The 20376-nt window shown below is 60.2% G+C and carries 18 protein-coding genes; 8 read left to right on the top strand and 10 right to left on the bottom strand.

The window, feature by feature from the left end:
* Window positions 1-222 precede the first annotated feature (222 nt).
* Both KGB25_RS13095 and KGB25_RS13090 read left to right on the top strand, forming a co-directional pair.
* Window positions 223-516 (top strand): hypothetical protein, encoded by a 294-nt coding sequence (locus KGB25_RS13095; protein ID WP_008031285.1) that lies wholly within the window; start codon window positions 223-225, stop codon window positions 514-516.
* Between the two features lie 165 nt (window positions 517-681).
* On the top strand, window positions 682-2031 hold the full coding sequence (locus tag KGB25_RS13090; RefSeq protein WP_223435128.1) for an MATE family efflux transporter: 1350 nt from the start codon (window positions 682-684) through the stop codon (window positions 2029-2031).
* On the opposite strand, the gene KGB25_RS13085 is transcribed toward KGB25_RS13090, so the two are convergent.
* The 10 genes from KGB25_RS13085 to KGB25_RS13040 all read right to left on the bottom strand — a co-directional run bounded on the left by KGB25_RS13085 (window position 2025) and on the right by KGB25_RS13040 (window position 11771).
* Window positions 2025-2810: a DUF4123 domain-containing protein gene (locus tag KGB25_RS13085; RefSeq protein WP_223435127.1), complete on the bottom strand. Its 786-nt coding sequence runs from the start codon at window positions 2808-2810 to the stop codon at window positions 2025-2027. The two genes, KGB25_RS13090 and KGB25_RS13085, sit on opposite strands and share 7 nt — an antisense overlap.
* The gene (locus KGB25_RS13080; RefSeq protein WP_223435126.1) at window positions 2807-4123 is read right to left on the bottom strand and encodes a contractile injection system protein, VgrG/Pvc8 family; all 1317 of its coding nucleotides are present in this window, start codon (window positions 4121-4123) and stop codon (window positions 2807-2809) included. Before KGB25_RS13080 ends, KGB25_RS13085 begins: the two co-directional genes overlap by 4 nt.
* A gap of 233 nt (window positions 4124-4356) precedes the next feature.
* The gene (gene speA, locus KGB25_RS13075) at window positions 4357-6270 is read right to left on the bottom strand and encodes an arginine decarboxylase (protein WP_008031279.1); all 1914 of its coding nucleotides are present in this window, start codon (window positions 6268-6270) and stop codon (window positions 4357-4359) included.
* Between the two features lie 217 nt (window positions 6271-6487).
* Window positions 6488-6859: a translation initiation factor Sui1 gene (locus tag KGB25_RS13070; RefSeq protein WP_008031278.1), complete on the bottom strand. Its 372-nt coding sequence runs from the start codon at window positions 6857-6859 to the stop codon at window positions 6488-6490.
* A 292-nt stretch (window positions 6860-7151) separates the two neighbouring features.
* Window positions 7152-7709, bottom strand: coding sequence for an NUDIX hydrolase (locus KGB25_RS13065; RefSeq protein WP_008031277.1), 558 nt, complete (start codon window positions 7707-7709; stop codon window positions 7152-7154).
* A 3-nt stretch (window positions 7710-7712) separates the two neighbouring features.
* On the bottom strand, window positions 7713-8780 hold the full coding sequence (locus KGB25_RS13060) for a DUF2333 family protein (protein ID WP_008031276.1): 1068 nt from the start codon (window positions 8778-8780) through the stop codon (window positions 7713-7715).
* 153 nt (window positions 8781-8933) lie between these two features.
* Window positions 8934-9410, bottom strand: coding sequence for a hypothetical protein (locus KGB25_RS13055; protein ID WP_223435125.1), 477 nt, complete (start codon window positions 9408-9410; stop codon window positions 8934-8936).
* Window positions 9407-9913 carry an Hcp family type VI secretion system effector gene (locus tag KGB25_RS13050; protein WP_192226977.1) on the bottom strand — a complete coding sequence of 169 codons (507 nt, stop codon included), beginning with the start codon at window positions 9911-9913 and terminating at the stop codon, window positions 9407-9409. Before KGB25_RS13050 ends, KGB25_RS13055 begins: the two co-directional genes overlap by 4 nt.
* Window positions 9892-10407, bottom strand: a complete 516-nt coding sequence (locus tag KGB25_RS13045; protein ID WP_317850742.1) for a hypothetical protein — start codon at window positions 10405-10407, stop codon at window positions 9892-9894. The genes KGB25_RS13050 and KGB25_RS13045 overlap by 22 nt, the downstream gene beginning before the upstream one ends.
* A gap of 212 nt (window positions 10408-10619) precedes the next feature.
* Window positions 10620-11771, bottom strand: a complete 1152-nt coding sequence (locus KGB25_RS13040) for a DUF2515 family protein (RefSeq protein ID WP_223435123.1) — start codon at window positions 11769-11771, stop codon at window positions 10620-10622.
* A 315-nt stretch (window positions 11772-12086) separates the two neighbouring features.
* Between KGB25_RS13040 and gcbA the strand changes: the two genes are divergently transcribed.
* From gcbA to accC, 6 genes are all read left to right on the top strand, one after another.
* Entirely contained in the window at window positions 12087-13757 is a 1671-nt protein-coding gene (gene gcbA, locus KGB25_RS13035; RefSeq protein ID WP_223435122.1) for a diguanylate cyclase GcbA, read from the top strand.
* A 52-nt stretch (window positions 13758-13809) separates the two neighbouring features.
* Entirely contained in the window at window positions 13810-15756 is a 1947-nt protein-coding gene (locus KGB25_RS13030) for a methyl-accepting chemotaxis protein (RefSeq protein WP_223435121.1), read from the top strand.
* 184 nt (window positions 15757-15940) lie between these two features.
* Complete coding sequence (locus tag KGB25_RS13025) at window positions 15941-17680, top strand: protein-disulfide reductase DsbD (RefSeq protein WP_223435120.1); 1740 nt, start codon at window positions 15941-15943, stop codon at window positions 17678-17680.
* 131 nt (window positions 17681-17811) lie between these two features.
* Window positions 17812-18267, top strand: coding sequence for a type II 3-dehydroquinate dehydratase (gene aroQ / locus KGB25_RS13020; protein WP_008031265.1), 456 nt, complete (start codon window positions 17812-17814; stop codon window positions 18265-18267).
* Window positions 18268-18291: 24 nt separating this feature from the next.
* Complete coding sequence (gene accB / locus KGB25_RS13015; protein ID WP_008038728.1) at window positions 18292-18756, top strand: acetyl-CoA carboxylase biotin carboxyl carrier protein; 465 nt, start codon at window positions 18292-18294, stop codon at window positions 18754-18756.
* Window positions 18757-18773: 17 nt separating this feature from the next.
* Entirely contained in the window at window positions 18774-20132 is a 1359-nt protein-coding gene (gene accC / locus KGB25_RS13010; protein ID WP_008038726.1) for an acetyl-CoA carboxylase biotin carboxylase subunit, read from the top strand.
* The last annotated feature ends 244 nt before the right edge of the window (window positions 20133-20376 follow it).

Here is a 20376-nt window from a genome sequence, read left to right as displayed (position 1 = left end):
AAGTGGCGTTAGCTCCTGTAGGAGCTGAGCTTGCTCGCGATGGCGGTGTAAATGGCGGCATTTATGTTGGATGTTCCACCGCTTTCGCGAGCAAGCTCTGCTCCTACAAGTGCATCAACGAAGCAGAATCTTGCGTCATACTCATACGATTGCCGTATCGGGGAACTCGGCGCTGCGATGACTGGCCCAAGGCTCAACCACTTACATCAGGACGTTAACGACATGCAGGTAGACAGTTTTTTCGAATGGCTCGGCCAGGCGCTCGGCTCGGTCATCCGTTTTATCGTTGACGCCCTCAGCGGCCTGTTCAATCAGTTGAGCAACGCCGGTAGCAACTTCGTCGAAGGGTTGTCCAGCGCGCTGGGCATGGACACGTCGATCATCAGCATCATCGCGCTGATCCTGGGGCTGATGCTGTTGTGGTCGGCGATCCGGGCGTTCATGAATGCGTCGATCATCATGGGGATCATCTGGTTGCTGCTGGGGTTGTGGTTGCTTAGCTGGATAATCCACTGACACCACCAATCTCCTGTAGGAGTGAGACCGGCTTGCCGGCGATGGTGTGTCAGCTACGCAGGTGTCGGCTGACACACCATCGCCGGCAAGCCGGTCTCGCTCCCACAATGGATCGGCGCAGATGCCGGATGTATCGCTACAATGCCCGCTCCCCAAGGAGCCTGCATGTCCAACCTGATTGCCGACTGGCGCGACCGCCCGACCCATCGCCGGGTCTGGGCGCTCGCCGCGCCCATGATTCTTTCGAACATTTCCGTGCCGCTGGTGGCGCTGGTCGACAGTACGGTGATCGGTCACTTGCCCCACGCCCATCAGTTGGGCGCCGTCGCGGTCGGGGCCAGTCTGTACACGTTTCTCGCCTGGGCCATGGGCTTTCTGCGCATGGGTTCCACCGGGTTTGCCGCCCAGGCCGCCGGACGCGGGGATGGCGCGGCGTTGCGGCAGATTCTGTTACAAGGCCTGTTGCTGGCCATGGGGCTGGCCATTGCCTTGGGTGCGCTGGGCATTCCGTTGAGCGGTGTCGCGCTGCACTTCATGCAACCTTCGGCGGAACTGGATCAACTGACCCGCGAGTTCTTCCACACTCGATTGTTCGGTCTGCCTGCGGCGCTGGCCAGTTACGCGTTGGTCGGCTGGTTCCTCGGCACGCAAAACGCCCGGGCGCCGCTGGCGATTTTACTGAGCACCAACCTGGTCAACATTGCGCTGAACCTGTGGTTCGTCCTCGGCCTGGAATGGGGCGTGGTCGGTGCGGCCCGGGCCTCGGTGATCGCCGAATGGACCGGCGCACTGATCGGCCTGCTGATGACCCGCAAGGCACTGCGCGCCTACCCCGGTCACATCGCCTGGGCCGTGTTGGCGCTGTGGCAGAGTTGGCGACCGCTCCTGGCCGTGAATCGCGACATCTTCATCCGCAGCCTGTTGCTGCAATCGGTGTTTTTCCTGATCACCGTACAAGGTGCGCGGCTGGGTGACGCCACGGTCGCCGCCAACGCTTTGCTGCTCAATGGTTTGCTGCTGACGGCCCACGCGCTCGATGGGTTGGCCCATGCCGTGGAAGCGCTGTGCGGGCACGCGATTGGCGCCCGCGACCGGGACGCACTGCGTCGTTCATTGGTCGTCGCTTGCGGGTGGTCGCTGTTGGCGAGCCTGGGGTTTGCCGTGTTGTTCCTGTTTGCCGGGCACTTGTTCATCGAGATGCAGACCGACATTCAGAACGTACGCGACACGGCGTTCGTCTACCTGCCCTACCTCGCCGCCCTGCCGTTGATCGCGGTCTGGAGCTATTTGCTCGACGGGCTGTTTATCGGCGCAACCCGCGCCCGGGAGATGCGCAACGGCATGCTGTTGACCGTGATCCTGTTGCTGCCGTTCGCCTGGGCGCTGCAAGGTTTGGGCAACCACGGGCTGTGGATAACTTTCCTGTTGTTCATGGTGTTGCGCAGCGTGACCCTCGGCGCAATCGCCTGGGTGCTGCGCAACAACGATGGCTGGTTCGCGGGCCGGGTTCATTGAGGCTGATTGTTCTGCCAGCATTTACGCAGGCTATCGAGGCGCTCCTGCTGCGTAAGCCCCGACAACGGCTGCACCAGCGAAGCTCGGGGGTGCTGCAAGCGCAGCCATAACCAGCCATCGAGTACCGGCCGCTCGCTGAAACCCAGCGCCAGCCCTTCCCGCACATGGGACCACAGGCGGCTGAAATCGGCCCCGATGGATTGGCTCCAGTGCCAGGCATGCTGCTCCAGCAGGCAGGTTTGCAGGGTTTCGCGCTGACGTGAACTGAGGCTTTCTTCGACCGCCAGCGGGCTGACGGCGAGCCCCGGGTTGAGCAACTGCTGCCAGCCCTCGCTGCCGATCGCGCGATCGGCCCAGGACCCGCCGAACCAGTGCAACTGGCTGATCGGGCCCAGCCAGCGACTCAATTCCCGGGCATCACAGGCATCGAAAAAGTAACTGGCCGTGTTCGGGTTGTAATAACTCAACAAGGCTCGATGGTGCAGCCCGCAAGAGACGATGAGCATGCGGCGCAAATGCTCCAGCAACTGTGAGGACGACACCTCGCTGACGATCAGCAAGCCACGCCAGACCTGCGTTTGGCTGTAGCACAACTCGGCCAGTGCCGGGCACGTTCGAAGGTCGATGAGTACCGGGCCGTCTTCGCGCAGTGCCTGCAGTTCGGTGCCCTCGAACAACCAGAACCACTGGGCCTGCGCGAACACCTGATGCAGTGTTGCGCTCGCTTGAGCTGCACTCGGGACATCCAGCAACAGCCATTGCGGGGTTGCGCCAATCATGCCGCACCGCTCTGGCCAAACAGCGTCGCCGCCCGGCAGGTGCAAAGCGCCTGCGGGCAGTGACTGAAGCTGCCGCCGCCGGGCAACAGGCACAACACCACCAAGGGCTCGCCCGAGCGCAGGAGTTCCAGCAAGCCGTCATGGGGTGATCCGTCCTCAGTCGGGCTGGGCTCCTCAACCTCTTCGAGCGACGACGGCGCGTGAAGAAACCCGCAAATCAGCGGCTGATCCGGATCGCCCTCGATAAAGCTCACCACCACTTCGGTCCCTTCGCTCAGCGCCGAGGCGGTCGGCCCTTCCAGCTCAGCCGCCAACGGCAGCCAACAATGACTGGGCGTCGCGCCTTCGCCCTGATAGAGCCAGTCAAACTGCACGGCAATCGGTCTGGAAGGATCGGGCCGAGGCTCATCGACGTCGACCACCCAGGCTCGTTGCAGGCTGTGCATCCGTGGTTTCACCGCGCAATGCGGCGAGACGAAAGGCAACTCCCAGTGAATCGCACGGATCTGGTTGCTGTACGGGGCCAATGGATCCTGACTGCCCTGATGGTCGACATGGGTCAGCAACCACAGATGATTCCAATCGGCGACCGGATAGCCAGACAAGGGCATCAACTGACCGCTGCGCAGCGTCGGCAGGTCCGTGCAGCCTTCGGCACTTTGCGCGGTGCGTTGCTCTGCCTGAAGCTGAAACCGGCGCACCGCAGGAGAAGCTTGCCCGACCGCGAACACCGCGTTTTCGCCGAGACGAAAATGCCCGTGGCCGTCACCGAACACCACGCAATGCCCATCGCTCTGATGCTCGAAATGGTAGTGAAGACGTTCCTGGGCACACAGGCGCTGGAGAAACTGCAGATCCGATTCCCGATACTGCGTGCAGAAATCACGGGGCGGGTAATCGCCAGTCAATTCGAAGCGTCGGTCCTTACCGGTAATGCCGTGTTCCTTGAGCACCTGGCTGAGGATCTCGGGCACCGACAGCGCGCTGAAAATCCGCTGGCTGAAACGCTGGGACAGGCACGTAAGCTTCGGCCCCAGACGCACGTGGCAAAGCCTGACGCTCGGGCCATGGTCACGCTGGACCAGTTCATGCAGTTGGCCATGGAAAGCGCTGCCCTCTGGCCCGAAATGCAAAACGGCCGGGCGGTACAGCAGGCTCGCGAGGTCCAGCATCGGGTCATTGATCAGCAGATCCACATCGAACACAAAGGGCTCGCTGATCGCTTCTCTACCGGTAAAGGCCAGGACTTCGAAAGGGTCGGGCAGACCGGCTACATCCAGACGAAATGAAGGTTCGTTGACTGGATCGAACATCGGCGATTCTCTACAGGAGGGGCGGCCGGGGATTCTCGCCGAGAGACATGGCCGAGTAGAGTGCCGAAGTACAACTTAGGAAATGGCCTACGCGAAAAGAAGACCATATGGCTTTGATAGCCGGGAGTGTGGGACGTTTCGCTTGAAAACAGAGAACCCCCGCACCAGGTCATCTGAAATTTCCGCAGCGTGCGGAACATTTTCAGACAACCTGGCGAGAACGGCGACTTACCTCAGGAAGACAGGTAAGACGAACGGGTCAGGCCCAGACGCAGGGCGTCGAGGAACTGGGTGCGCTCGGCCGCGCTGATGCGCGCACTGGCGCACTTGTCGCGGTAGTGGGTCATCAGCTCTTCCGGCGACAAATGCACGTAACGCAGCATGTCTTCAATGGTGTCGTGGGTTTCGATACCCGCGTGGTACACGCTGCCGTCGGCATTCTGGTAGATGTTCACCGAGTCGGTGTCACCGAACAGGTTGTGCATGTCGCCAAGAATTTCCTGGTAGGCGCCGACCAAGAAGATCCCCAGCAGGTAGTCTTCGCCCTCATTCAGAGCGTGCACGGGCAGGCTGGTCTCGATGCTCTGCTCGTCGACGTATTGCTTGATCTTGCCGTCGGAGTCGCAGGTCAGGTCTTGCAGCACCGCGCGGCGCAGCGGCTCTTCGTCGAGACGGTGCAGCGGCAGGATCGGCAGGACCTGGCCGATGGCCCAGGTGTCCGGCAGGCTCTGGAATACCGAGAAGTTGCAGATGTACTTGTCGGCCAGCTTGTCGTTGAGTTCGTCGAGCACTTGACGATGCGAACGCTGACGCGCCTTCAACGAGTTGTGCAGGCGACGGCACACGGCGAAGTAGCATTGCTCGGCCAGGGCTTTTTGCGCCAGGGTCAGCTTGCCGTCGGCGTACTGGGTGGCCACGTCGCTCATGTAGTGAGTGGCGCGCCAGTAGGTTTCGGTGACCATTTCGATGTCGGTCGGGCCGAGCAGGTCAACCAGCCACTGCACGGTTTCCGGCAGCTCTTCCTTGTTGTCGATCTTCGGCACGTCGTCGTTGTGTTTTTCAACGTCGGTGACTTGCACCACCAGCATCGCGTGGTGGGCGGTCAGGGAACGGCCGCTTTCGGAGAAAATGTTCGGGTGCGGCAGGCTCTGCGCGTCGCAGAACTCCTTGAGCATCCCGACCACGACACCGGCGTAATCGTCCATGTCGTAGTTGATCGAGCTGGCGTTACGCGAGTGCGTGCCGTCGTAGTCGACGCCCAGACCGCCACCGACGTCGATGTGGTCAACCGGCAGGCCGAGGTTGCGCAGTTCGCCGTAGTAACGAATCGCTTCCTTGAAACCGTGCTGGTAGTCCGCCAGGTTGGCGATCTGCGAGCCCATGTGGAAGTGCAGCAGACGAATGCCCTGGTCCAGACCCGCCGCGCGGAAACGCTCGACCACCGACAGCAGTTGCGCCGCCGACAGACCGAACTTGGATTTCTCGCCACCGGTGTCCGCCCACTTGCTCGAAGCCAGGGACGACAGGCGCACGCGCAAGCCGACCTGCGGCTTGACCTTCAGCGAGGCGGCTTCTTCGATCACCAGGCCGACTTCGGATTCTTTCTCGATCACGATGAACACGTTGTGGCCAAGCTTCTGGCCCATCAGCGCCAGCCGAATGAACTCGCGGTCCTTGTAACCGTTGCACACGATGGTGCCGCCCTTCGGCGCCAGTGCCAGCACGGCCAGCAGCTCAGGCTTGGAGCCAGCTTCCAGGCCGATGGACACGTTCTGCGTGGCGATGATGTTTTCGATCACCGCTTCTTGCTGGTTAACCTTGATCGGGTACAGCGCGGTGTACTTGCTCTGGTATTCCAGGCGCTCGATGTTGGCATCGAAGGCGCCGGTCAGCTGACGCACGCGGTCTTGCAGAATGTCCGGGAAACGCACCAGCAGAGGCAAGGACAAGCCACTTTTACGCAGCTGGTCGACTTGCTCGAACAGGTCGATAGGCGAACTGGCCGGACCGTTCGGACGAACCTCGACGCGACCGGCGTCATTGATCGCGAAATACCCGGCCCCCCAATGGCGAATCCCGTAAACACTGCGGCTGTCCGCAACTGTCCATTGGCTGCCATCGTCTTTGCGTGTGCGTCGTACGGACATTGAAGTCCCCTATAAAGAAGTCATAGAGCGTCGCCTGGGTTCAGGCCGGCGCAGTCTAAAGGATGAAAATGACGGTTCGTCAACGAGGGGATAGACCTCGCTGACCGCAGTGAGTTTAGAAACCGGTCAGAACAGGCTCTGTGAAAACCATGTAGGCGACGCCAGGCCAGAAGAAGTCAGGACCGGGTCAAGCCGAGGGTGGTTTTCACAGAGGCTGCTAGCCGCCGGACTTCTTTGCCTTGAAACCGAGTTTGATCAGCTCGCCCAACAGCAGCTCGACATGATCGCCCTGGATCTCAATGATTCCGTCTTTCAACGCCCCACCGGTGCCACAGCGTTTCTTCAACGTGGTGGCCAGGTCCTTGAGCGCGTCTTCAGCCAACGGCACGCCGGTGATGGTGGTCACCGTCTTGCCGCCACGGCCCTTGCTTTCGCGACGCACGCGAGCGATGCCGTCGCCGGCCGGGATAACGGTCTGTTTGCAGATACAGGCGTCCACCGGCTTACTGCAATCCGGGCAATGACGACCTGCGTCGGTGGAAAATACCAGGCCACCAAGGGCGGCGAAGGATGCGGCTTTTTTGGCCACCGGCAATCCTCTTGGGAGGACAAAGACTGGTCGCGGCAACCTGGGCAGGTGCCATCGACCGCGAAGCCCCACTCAGGCAGGGGCAGCGCTACTGAACCGAAACAACCCTGTAGGAGCGAAGCTTGCTCGCGAAGAACGCAAGGACGATGCGTACAATCTGGATGCACGCGTTATCGTTAACGTCCATCGCGAGCAAGCTTCGCTCCTACAAAGAGCATTGCCGGTTCAGCTTGAAAAGGTCGCGCAGTGTAACGGCAAAAAGCCGACTTGCTAAGAGCCAATCGGCGCCAATTTATGCCTCTTTTGCGACGTCCCCGCCACGAGCCCGGAGATAGCGCTTCAACGCGGCCAGAGAGTCCGGGCAGTAAGGCTTTTCGTCGATTTCCCGAAGCACTTCATCGATTGGCAAAAAGCGCGCTTCGAGCACCTCTTCCGGTTGCAGGGTCAACGGCCCGTCCCACACCGCCGAAAACGCCGAACACCACAAACGATTGCCGGTGTCTTCGAAGAAAAAATGATCATGGGCAGTGAGTTCCACCCCGCTCACACCCAACTCTTCTTCAAGCTCGCGGGCGGCCGATTCGGCGTAGGTTTCGCTGGCGAGCACCATGCCCCCCGCCGCCACGTCCCAGTAACCCGGATAAATCGCTTTACTCAGAGTGCGCCGGTGAACGCAGAGTTCGCCAGCCGAATTGAACAGCATGATGTAGGTGCCGCGTCCGATCAGCCCGCGCTCGCGCAGGTCCGAGCGGACCAGAGCGCCGAGCAGGTTGTCCTGCTCGTCGACCCAGGCGATCTGTTCGGCATCCGAGGCCGCGCGGTGGGCGGCCTCTCTCGCGTTATCGACCATGACTCAGCCCTGATTGAGCAGTTGACGCAAATCGATCACTGCGGCGTTGGCCCGGGAAATGTAATTGGCCATGACCAGCGAGTGGTTGGCCAGTACGCCAAAGCCGCTACCGTTGAGGATCATCGGGCTCCAGACCGGTTCCTGCGACGCTTCCAGTTCACGAATGATCTGGCGCACGCTGACGGTCGCGTTCTTCTTCGCCAGTACATCGGCGAAGTCGACTTCGATGGCACGCAGCAAGTGGGACAAGGCCCAGGCCTGACCGCGAGCCTCATAGAACACGTTGTCGATTTGCATCCACGGGGTTTCGACGATCTCCTCGTCAACCTGTGGCACCTGACCCGGCGCGACCACTTCGGTCTTCAGCGCGGTGTTCAGTTTGACCCGGCCAACGCTGGCCGACAGGCGTTGCGACAGCGAACCCAAACGAGTGCCCACATCGCCCAGCCAGTTGTTCAGGTTGTCGGCGCGAGCATAAAACAGCGCGTTTTTCTGCAAAGGATCGGACAGGCGCGCCTGATAGCGGCTCAGGGAATTGATGCCTTCCTGATACTCGGACTCGCTGGAGGGCAGCACCCAGCTTTTATTGTCAAAGTTGAAACGCGGCTCGGCTTTCGCCAGATCGGCGTCTTCGGCCGATTGCGACTGCGAACGGGCGAAGTCTTTGCGCAGCGCCCGCGTCAGATCGCGGACCTGGACCAGCACGCCATATTCCCAGCTCGGCGTGTTGTCCATCCACAGGCCCGGCGGGAAACGGTCGTTGGAGATGTAGCCGCCCGGTTTGGTCAGCAAGGTATCGGCGACGGTCTTGAGTGTTTCGACCGTGGTGTAGCCGATGACCATTTGCTTGCCTTCTTTCTCGGCCGCCACTTGAGCATTCTGTTGTACCGGGAACAGCGCCGGCTCCTGGCTCCAGTACCAGCCAAGCACAAAGGCCACAATCAGATAGAGGCCGATCAGCGTGGCCAGCGCCCGACTGAACAAAAGGCCACCGATGTAACTGCGGGTAGCCGATTTCGGTTCAGCGGCACGTTCAGGCGCGCTGCCCGCGCGGTTCTTCCAGTCCAGCATGGCGATATCCTTTCAATCACTTGAGTTCATCGGTTCGACCACAACCATACAACAACGTGCCTTTGCCCGGCACCCGTCGTCGGGTTATCCGCAGAAATTAGCGTCAGGTCTGTGACAACCGTGCGCCGATGAATTCTAGTCGCCCTGCCAGGGTTAAACGCCAATGACCTTCATTGAAATTTGCTGCCACCCCGTTGATGTAAACAGATGAGCGATGCCCTTGCCGTCGGTCCTGCGTGGCGCCGTGTCCCCATCCACCGTCGCAATGTAGTCATGCAGCGCCAGCGGCTCACCGGTTACGCTGTCCCGGAGGCGAAAGACTCTTGGCGTTCTCGACGGCTGGACGGGCGGATTTAGCATCAGCTCCATTACCTTTGGATCAAAGGTCCGCTCCGGCATTACCCAGTCAGCGTAATCGGCTTCAGGCCTGACCAACCGCCATTCCCCCCGCTCGATCGGGTCGAGCACCTCGCTCTCGATATCGATCAGCAGGCCGGCACGCAACTCGTCCATTCCATCGATAAGCTGCCGATCTTGCAGCGCCTGGCGCACAAGCTCCAGCGCTTGCTCACTGGGCCAGGCATGTTGGCGCTCCCATTCGGACAGATCGAGCTCGTTGACCAACCTCATCCCGGCACCTCAGTGCTCCACTCATCGGAACCCATGGTTCGACTGACTTCATGCCGCCAATTAATGCGCCGGTAACTGAAATGGACTTTCTCCACTTGAGTGAGGTGAGCCGTACCGGGATCCTGGCAATGCGGCATAAGCACTTCAGCGCCGATGATCACCGCGTCTTCCAGTTCCATCGTATAAAAGTGTTCCTGGGTTCCCTGAGCCGAGGTGCGATACCACTCGACGCGGCATATTTTTAGCAATTCTCCAGAACATAAAGCGTTGTTGATCAGCGGTGTCGCTTTGTCGATGGCCTTGGTGACGATCAAGGGCTTGTGCATCCGACGACCTGCGCCCGACCCTTTCGGTACGAAGATCCCGTGGCTCAGGGCCTGGATCATGATTTGGTCCTCACGCCCCTTTTGATAGATGTTGCCCACCGACGCCTCAGTAAAAGCACCAGCGCTGATCAGGCCTTGGTGTTCGCCGTGGAGGGTCATGAAGGCGGGGGTTGGCATGGTGGGGCTCCTTTGGTTTTTTTGGGAAACAAGGGGGTGAGCGGGATGGATTGATCCAATTCGATTAGAGCGTCTTCATCCCCATCTTCTGCGAAAGGCGTCCACGGTTTGCTGATCGACAGTGTGATGAGGTAGCGCTCTTCATCAGGCCGTTGGTCGTATTTGAAACGGTGGACGTACATCAAGACTTGATATTTTTTGCCGGCCTTCCAGTAAACCGAGCCTCCTTTGTCTCGCAGCTGCGCTCGCCATTCAGGCGTGTCGGCAAAGGGTGGATAGCGTGTCCTACCGGCCACCCTCCATCCCCCCCCGCGCCACTGGTCTTGTAAATCCAGCGCTACTTCCAGGGCATCATCGAGCAGTAGTGGCTCGATCTGCGGGGACATGCGGATACCGAAAATGATGTTGTCGTCGAATCCGACACTAAAGAAGCGCGCGGCGGGAGTGGTGAACCCAAACTGCGGGTCGACGAACCGCAATTTCGCATCGGTCATGGGGATACCGGACCAGATATGTCCGCGTATCTCCGGACTAAAGGGGGCTGAAGAATTTCTGCGTAGATCTTCATACGTCCCGCCTATTTCCAGGACGATTTCGGGTTCATCCCACAACGGTTGCCTCAACTGATGTATGGCAGCCCATATCAAGGCACTCAGAAGTAGCAGGCAGGCACAGCAGCGCCAGCCGAATAACCGTGGTTGCAGAGTCATAGCCCGAGACTGCTCAATGCGATTTCGTTGATCGACCGTTCTAACGCATAACGGTTGTGGTCACCGAGCATCTGATCAAAACGCGCTGCAGCCTGGAGAACGAATGCCATTCGCTGCGTGATGTCGGACAAGTCCGCCAACGGGTTGTCGCCAAAATCGATGGTGCGCCCATCCTCGACACGTTGGCATTGACTGGTAAGCGTCAACTCAATTGCCTGCGCAACGCCTGAAGGAAACCCCGTGACGTAGGAAGCGTGGTTGGCACGCAGCAACGCCACCAATTGACGGTTCTGGTAAATCGTCGGCTGGAGGATATTGTTCTGCTCATGCCGCGCCAAATGCTCAACACTTGCGGCGATGTCTCCGTCCTCTATCGCCTCAAAGCCCAGCAAAATTTCGAAGTGAGCCACCCCGAACTTCAGCGTTTCCTCCCCCGCTGGCCACAACACCGGGAACTTCGGATGCCCGTAAATTCTCCTCCGGGCGTCCAGGCACTTCTTCAACTCCCTCAAACCCCGTTTCGCATAAAACTCATGCAACGGAAAAACATCCAGAAACAGCGTGGTATTCCCCAGCGCCATCATGTCGTGCACATGCCGGAACTGTTGTTGCACCAACGACAAATCCTCATCCGCAGAACGAAAATCCACAGAGGGCACCGGATTGCGCGCATCCGCTTCCTTATAGTCACGCAACTCTTGCGCCTGCCCGGCCATCCTGTCCGGCGTCAGCAAACCGTGCTCTCGACGACTGTCACGCATACGCTCCCGCGACTCATGCTCTTCACGGATCAGTTCGATGCTGTCCGCCGCGTGAAGCAACCCGCAGCCCACCTGCTTGGAGGCAAACGCCGCCAGCCCGGCCCATTGAAACCTGGAATCGTGCAACCAGAGTCGAGCGTACGCAGCGTTGATAACGCGGTTGCGCTCGACAGGGTCGGCAATCAATACCCCTCCAGGTGCGACGATGTCCTCCGCCTCCCGCTGGTAGTGTCTCCATAGGCACGCGCACGTCAGAATCGGGACGTCGGTAACAAAAGTCTTGCTCCCATAGAGCAGTTCCTCTTTGCATTCACAATCAGCAACGGGCGTGCTGTTGTGATTCAGGCGCTGCTCGTCGCTGGGATGTTCTTTGAAACACTGGGTCATGATGGGCCGATGGCATCTAAGGGTTTCCCTGACACCCTACCAGCCGAAAATCCGGTTCAAGTCTGCCGGCGAAAAATCAGAACTCCCTGACAAGTAACGCTCGCCGGGATGACAGACGATTCGCGAAAACAGACAGGAGAGGCCCTGATCATGGGTAATGTCAGATCACCGACACACATTTTCAGACCCGCCAGTCAGAAACTGAATGACGTCGCATTGCAGATTATTGACATACGACACTCATGCGACTGAAAAGAGGTGCTAGCATAGAGCCACCAGTCGATCTCAGCATGCACCCTAACTAGTAGTCAGGATATGACCGAGCCAGAAGACCCCAGCCGTGAGCGCCTCAAGCACCACTTTGCCCAGCGGGTAATTCATCAGGCACGTCAAATTCTTGAGATCTGGCAGCGCCTGCAACGCAGTGAGTGGTCCACCACCGACTTATCGGAATTGAGTGAAGCCAACCTGCGCCTGCTGCGTTTCGCCGAGCGCTTCGAACAACCGGAACACACGCAATTGGCACGCCACATCGGCCAGTCGCTGGAGGCTGTCGACGCCAATCGCGGACGCCTTAGCAGCGGCCTGATCACTGACCTCAATCGCTTGATGCAGCGCCTGTCGCGTACCGGCCTGCGCCATGGCGATCAGCTCGAACAAACCTTCCTGCCGCCGTTGCGCAAGCCGATCTACGTGATGCTGCAGGATCACGACCGTGCAGAGCGACTGGCCAAACAACTGGAATTTTTCGGCCTCAGCGCCCAGTCCCTCGACAGCGTGTCGGCGTTTCGCTCCTCGATGGTCGAGCGTTTGCCTGCCGCGATTGTCATGGACGTGGACTTCAGCGGCCACGGCGTAGGCCTGAAACTGGCCGCCGAAGCCCAGGTCGGTCTGGATGAACCGTTGCCGCTGCTGTTTTTCAGCCTGCTCGAAACCGACACCCCGACCCGCCTCGCCGCCGTGCGTGCCGGTGGCCAGGAATTTCTCACCGGCACCCTCGAAGCCTCGAGCCTGCTGGAGAAAATCGAAGTCCTGACCTGCGTCGCGCAGTACGAACCTTATAAAGTGCTGATCATCGACGATTCCCGCGCCCAGGCCTTGCACACCGAGCGCCTGCTCAACAGCGCCGGGATCGTCACGCGCACCTTGATCGAGCCGATCCAGGCCATGGCCGAACTGGCGGATTTCCAGCCGGACCTGATCATTCTCGACATGTACATGCCGGCCTGCACCGGTACGGAACTGGCCAAAGTGATCCGCCACAATGACCGCTATGTCAGCGTGCCGATCATTTACCTGTCGGCCGAAGACGATCTGGACAAGCAACTCGACGCCATGAGTGAGGGCGGCGACGACTTCCTGACCAAACCGATCAAGCCCCGACACCTGATCACCACCGTGCGCAACCGCGCGGCGCGGGCGCGCAATCTGAAAGCGCGGATGGTCCGCGACAGCCTCACCGGGCTGTACAACCACACGCACATCCTGCAATTGCTCGAAGACTGCAGCTTCCGCGCCCGCCGCGAGAGCAAGCCGCTGAGCTTCGCGATGCTCGACATCGACCACTTCAAACGGGTCAACGACAGCCACGGGCACCCCATGGGCGACCGTGTGATCAAGAGCCTGGCGCTGTTCCTCAAGCAACGATTGCGCAAGACCGATTTCATCGGCCGCTACGGCGGCGAAGAGTTTGCCATCGTCATGCCGGACACCGATATCGAAGCGGCCTGTAAAGTCCTCGACGAAATCCGTCAGCGCTTCGCCGAAATCCATTACCCCGCTCAGCCCCAGGACCTCTGGTGCACGTTCAGCGCCGGGGTGGTCGAGCTGTGCGAAGACTCCGACGGCCTGATGATGGCCAGTCAGGCGGACGAGGCGCTGTACCGTGCCAAGCATGCCGGACGCAACCGTGTACAAGCCGCACGGACGTCAAAGCAAAGTGCCACTTTTTCATCAGAATCGACCCATTCAGTCATAACCCTGTAACAGAAACGCAATAACTTCAGGCACTTACCATTTCGCCGTTGGTAGTCCCTTGATGCGTCTGAAGCTGCTGACCAATCTCAATACCCTCCTTCTAGTCGCCGTGTGCGTGGCCCTCGGCGCCACGCTTTGGTGGTCGCAAAAAGCCCTGGAGCGCCCCTATCTGTTGATGGAGCGCTACCTCGGGCTGTCCCAGCAATTTCAGAATGAAGTGGCGCGCAACATCGAGGACTACCTGGCCAGCGGCGATGCCCTGCGTCTGAGCAGCGCCAGCCAAGCCATCGACGGCCTGCAAAAGGAACTCACCGAGTTACCGCCGACGTTGGCCGACAGCTTGCGCCCGAGCCTGTCGAACCTGGATGAGTTCAGCAAAACCGACCTGCTGGCCGCCGGCAAACTCGCGGGCGATCCTCAGGCGTTGTTGCTGCAAGCCGAACGCGAACTCGGCGCCAGCCTCGAACAGCTGAGTCAATACGCCAGCAGCAACGCGAACTATCTGACGCCATTGCTCGCGGCCTCCCAACACCTGGGCAAACTCTCTCTGGCGCGGGACAAACTGGTCAGCAGCGGCCGCAGCGAACTGGCCGCCGATGTCGAGCGTGAAGTCACCAACATCCGCACGCAAGCCGAGCTTCTGAATGCCTTGCCGCTCTTGGGTGTGACCAGTAAAAGTGAATCGGGCACCGACGATTTCGCTGCAATGATGGGCCTGGAGAACACCGAAAAAACCGTTGCGGAAGATGCCGGCGTCGGCCTCAAGCGCGAGCTCAACGGCCTGCTGACGCGCTATCCCGCAGAGCTGGCGCGAACCCGCGAGCAGATCCAGAAACGCGCCGACCTCAGCGCCGCGACTCACCAAAAAATCGCTGCCGTGCAACAGTCCATCGCCGGGCTGGAACCGGTGGTCCGTGCCCAGCACGGGCAGATCCAGAGCGAAGTGCGGCTGATGCAAGGGGTGATGATCGGCTTGATTTTGCTGATCGCATTACTCATCGATACCCTGCAGCGGCGCCTGGCCCGAACGCTGACCAACCTCGCGCCGGCACTCTCGACCTGGGCCGAAGGCGACTTCAGCCGCGACATCGAATTGGGCAAGACCAATCGCGAACTGCATGACATCCAGGCCTCGCTCAATCGGCTGCGCGCCTACCTCGTCGATCTGGTCGGAACCATTCGCCTCAACGCCGAGCAGGTTGCTGGCAGCAGCCGCACCCTGGCCGAGTTGAGCAATGATTTGCACAGCGGCGCCGAACATCAGGCAGGTGACACCGCGTTGATCCGCGACTCCCTCGGTGAACTGGAAGCGACCATTCAACAAGTCGCCGGCGATGCCAGCCAGGCTGCCGACGCCAGCCGCCATGCTGGATTGGCGGTGGAACATGGACAGAAAGTCATCGGTTTGAGCCTCACCGGGCTGCATGCGCTGGTGGGCGAAGTGCAAAGCAATGCACAGATGATCGAACACCTGGCCGAGGAGTCCGCCACCATCGGCGGTGTGCTGACGGTGATCCGCTCGATCGCCGACCAGACCAACCTGCTGGCCCTGAACGCGGCCATTGAAGCGGCCCGCGCCGGGGAAATGGGACGCGGGTTTGCCGTCGTGGCGGAGGAGGTTCGGTCATTGGCGCAGCGCACCGCAGGCGCTACGGCGGAGATCCAGAACTTGATCGCCGGGCTGCAGACAGCGGCCCGAGAGTCGGTGGAAGGCATGCGCGCGCAGGTTGAACACGCCGAGGCGACAGCCAATCAGGCCCAGGCGGCCGATGGCGCGCTGGATAAAATCGTCGGGGCGATCCAGACGATCTCCGACACCGCCGTACGCATCGCCGATGTCACGGCTCAGCAGAGCGGAGCCGTCAGCGAAATCCGCGATCACAGTGAGCGGATTCACCAATTGGGCGGGGATAACTTGCTGCGTATCGGTGAGGGACGTGAGCAAGGCGAGCATTTGTTGGTATTGGGCGGGCGGTTGCATACGGCCGTTCAGGCATTCCGCGTCTGACAGACCACCACATACCTGTAGGAGCGAGGCTTGCCCGCGAACCAGACGACACGGTTTATCAGGCGAACCGTGTCATCGTTCTTCGCGGGCAAGTCGGATCGCCGCACCGCTCGCTCCTACAGGGGCGGGGCAATCCGTGCAACTGTCCGCTATCATGCCCCCAATTCCGATACGCGAGATCGTCATGCGCCGTTTGCTCTGCCTGCTGCTTTTAGTGCTCGCCCTGCCGGCCACCGCCGGCGGTTTGCTGGAGAGTCGACCCAGCTCCACCCTGGGCTCGATCAACAACAGCGCCGACTTCCTGCCGGTGCGCGAAGCCTTTCAACTGAGCCTGATAGACAGCACGCCACAATCGATCAAGCTGCGTTTTGTCGCCACCGAGGGTTATTACCTCTACCGCCATCGCTTTCAGTTTCGCGCCGACCCTGCCGAGATCGTAGTCGGCCCGGCACAGCTGCCCAAAGGCGAGCAGAAACACGATGAGTACTTCGGCGACGTCGAGGTTTACCACGGGATTCTCGATGTCGAACTGCCGCGCAGCGATCAACGCGCCTTCACGCTGGCGGTGACCTATCAAGGCTGTGCCGACAAAGGCCTGTGCTATCCGCCCGAGACCGAACGCCTGAATATCGACGGCAGTGGCGGCGCCACCACGAGCTGGAGCTGGCGGGAACTGGCATTGTTCTTCCTTGCGGGCCTTGGCCTGACCTTCACCCCTTGCGTGCTGCCAATGCTGCCGATCCTCTCCGGCGTAGTGTTGCGCGGCCAGGTGGGTGGCTTGCGCGGCTTCAACCTGTCGCTCGCTTACGTGCTGCCGATGGCCGCCTGCTTCGCCCTGCTCGGTGCGTTGATGGGGATGTTCGGCGCGCAGCTCAACCTTCAGGCGCGGCTGCAATCGGCGTGGGTGCTGGTGCCGTTCGCAATGTTTTTTGCGCTGTTTGCCCTGGCGATGTTCGGCGTCTTCGAACTCAAGTTGCCGCACGCGATCAGCAGTCGGCTGGACCGAATTGCCGGGCGCACCGAAGGCGGTTCGTTGTGGGGCGCAGCGGTGCTGGGCGTGGTTTCCAGTCTGTTGGTTTCACCCTGCGTCTCGGCGCCGCTGGCCGGCGCGCTGCTGTACATCAGCGCCAGTGGCGATGCGTTGGGCGGCAGCTTGAAACTGTTCATGCTCGGCCTCGGCATGGGGGCACCGCTGTTGCTGGTGGCCACTGGCGGCGCCGCCTGGCTGCCGAAAAGCGGACCATGGCTGGTCTACGTGAAAAACGCGATTGGCGTGTTGTTGCTGGGTCTGGCGATCGGCCTGCTCAGTCGCGTGCTGCCGGGGCAGATCACTTTGTTGCTGATCGGCTTGCTGGCTGGCGGTGTCGGTTTGTTCATGGGCGCGCTGGAGTTCGTCTACAAACCTCCGCGAAAACGCCTGGGCCAGTTGCTCGGGATGTTCCTGCTGTTTTATGCACTGGCCTGTTGGTATGGCGCCTTCAGTGGCCAGACCGATCCGTTCAACCCGATCGGCCAGCCGCGTGTCGTCAGCAGCAACGAGCAATCGCAGAACACCAGCGACTGGCAAACCGTCACGACTCCGGCCGAACTCGATCGCGTCCTCGCCGAAGCCAAATCCTCCGGCACCCCGCTGCTGCTCGACTGGTACGCCGACTGGTGCATCAGTTGCAAAGTCATCGAACACAAAGTGCTTAACGACGCGCAGGTCGTCGAACGCCTCAAGGGTTATCGGCTGATTCGCTTCGACATCACCGCCAGCAACGCCGAGCAACGCGCCCTCCTCGACCGCTACACACTATTCGGCCCACCGGCGCTGATGTTTTTCGGCAAGGACGGTGTCGAACGCGCCGATGTACGAGTGATCGGCGAAATCAGCGCCACGGACTTCGCCGAACGTGTATCCAAAGCAAATGACCGGATTTAATCACCCGGTCACATATTTCGCGCAAACATCGGCCATCGTGCTGGCTATTGCATAGAACTGGACAGTCACAAAGGCTTTGCGGCATAGTCGCCGGGTTCTGACAAATGCACACGGATAACGAGGAACAGCAGATGGCGACCCTATTGGTTCTGCACGGCCCCAACCTGAACATGCTCGGCACCCGTGAACCGGGCACCTATGGCGCTACGACACTGGCGCAGATCAATCAGGACCTGGAACGCCGCGCTCGTGAAGCCGGCCATCATTTGCTGCACCTGCAAAGCAACGCCGAGTACGAATTGATCGACCGCATCCACGCTGCCCGCAGCGAAGGTGTGGACTTCATTCTGATCAATCCAGCAGCTTTTACACACACAAGTGTCGCATTACGTGACGCGCTGCTGGCGGTGAGCATCCCATTCATCGAAGTGCATTTGTCTAACGTGCACAAACGCGAACCTTTCCGCCATCACTCTTACTTCTCCGACGTAGCGGTGGGAGTGATCTGCGGCCTTGGCGCCAGCGGTTATCGACTGGCCCTGGAGGCTGCACTAGAGCAGCTTGAACAACAAGCTATACGCCCCTGACCGACCCTTGGGAGTTGATGATTCATGGATATCCGTAAAGTTAAGAAACTGATCGAACTGCTGGAAGAGTCCGGCATCGACGAGCTCGAGATCAAGGAAGGCGAAGAGTCCGTTCGCATCAGCCGCCATAGCAAAACCCCGGCTCAGCAATACTACGCTCCGGCGCCAATGCACGCTCCGGCTCCAGCGCCTGCCGCTGCTGCCCCGGTTGCCGCCGCTGCCGCTCCTGCTGCACCGTCCGCCCCTGCCCTGAACGGCGCCGTTGCCCGTTCGCCAATGGTCGGCACCTTCTATCGCAAATCTTCGCCAAGCTCGCCGTCCTTCGTTGAAGTCGGCCAGACCGTGAAGAAAGGCGACACCCTGTGCATCGTCGAAGCCATGAAGATGATGAACCACATCGAAGCTGAAACCAGCGGTGTGATCGAATCCATCCTCGTCGAAGACGGCCAGCCGGTTGAGTACGACCAACCGCTGTTCACCATCGTTTGAACCGCGGAGAAACTTTGATGACTGCGAAGTTGGAAAAAGTTCTGATCGCCAACCGCGGTGAGATCGCACTGCGGATTCTGCGTGCCTGCAAAGAGATGGGCATCAAGACCGTCGCCGTTTACTCCAAGGCCGACAAAGAGCTGATGCACCTGGGCCTGGCAGACGAATCCGTCTGCATCGGTCCGGCCTCGGCCGCCCACTCTTACCTGCACATCCCGGCAATCATCGCCGCGGCTGAAGTGACCGGCGCCACCGCCATTCACCCAGGCTACGGTTTCCTTGCGGAAAACGCTGATTTCGCTGAGCAGGTCGAGAACTCCGGCTTCGCTTTCATTGGTCCGAAAGCCGAGACCATTCGCCTGATGGGCGACAAGGTATCGGCCAAGCACGCGATGATCGCTGCTGGCGTTCCAACCGTTCCGGGCTCTGACGGCCCGCTGCCGGAAGACGAAGAAACCGCTCTGCGCATCGGTCGCGAAGTCGGTTACCCGGTGATCATCAAAGCCGCTGGCGGCGGTGGTGGTCGCGGCATGCGCGTTGTGCATAGCGAAGAAGACCTGATCTCTTCGGCGAAACTGACCCGCTCCGAAGCAGGCGCGGCGTTCGGCAACCCGATGGTCTATCTGGAAAAATTCCTGACCAACCCACGTCACGTGGAAGTTCAGGTACTTTCCGACGGCCAGGGCCACGCCATTCATCTGGGCGACCGCGATTGCTCGCTGCAACGTCGTCACCAGAAGGTTCTCGAAGAAGCGCCGGCACCGGGCATCGACGAGAAAGCACGCCAGGAAGTCCTCGCTCGCTGCGTCAAGGCGTGCATCGACATCGGCTACCGCGGCGCCGGCACCTTTGAGTTCCTTTACGAAAACGGTCACTTCTACTTCATCGAGATGAACACTCGTGTCCAGGTAGAGCACCCGGTTTCGGAAATGGTCACTGGTATCGACATCGTCAAGGAGATGCTCAGCATCGCCGCCGGCAACAAGCTGTCGTTCACCCAGGATGACGTAGTCATCCGCGGTCACGCGCTGGAATGCCGGATCAACGCCGAAGACCCGAAAACCTTCATGCCAAGCCCAGGCACGGTCAAGCATTTCCACGCTCCAGGCGGCAACGGCGTTCGCGTCGATTCGCACCTGTACAGCGGTTATGCCGTTCCGCCGAACTACGATTCGTTGATCGGCAAGCTGATCACCTACGGCGCAACCCGTGACGAAGCCATGGCGCGCATGCGCAATGCGCTGGACGAAATCGTTGTCGACGGGATCAAGACCAACATCCCGTTGCACCGCGACCTGACCCGCGATGAAGGCTTCTGCAAAGGTGGTGTGAACATTCACTACCTGGAACACAAGCTGGCTGGCGAAAAGCACTAAGCTTTTAGCCTGATCAACAAAGCCGCCTTCGGGCGGCTTTGTTGTTTCTGAAGGTTTCATATCTTTCTGTAGGAGCGAGGCTTGCCCGCGAAGGGCGCGCATCAGTCTTACAGACATACCGCGGCGCCTGGTTCGCGGGCAAGTCGAATCGTCGCACCGCTCGCTCCTACGAAGAACACGCATATGTCGACCTTGTCGTCTTCTGCCTCGCGCTCGCGTAAACTTGCGCGCTTCTCGCAGCCCG

This window comes from Pseudomonas sp. BF-RE-21 (assembly GCF_019947305.1).
Taxonomy (GTDB): Bacteria; Pseudomonadota; Gammaproteobacteria; order Pseudomonadales; family Pseudomonadaceae; genus Aquipseudomonas; species Aquipseudomonas migulae.
Note: the sequence above shows the minus strand (reverse complement) of the source record. Positions and strands in the feature narration are given on the sequence as shown.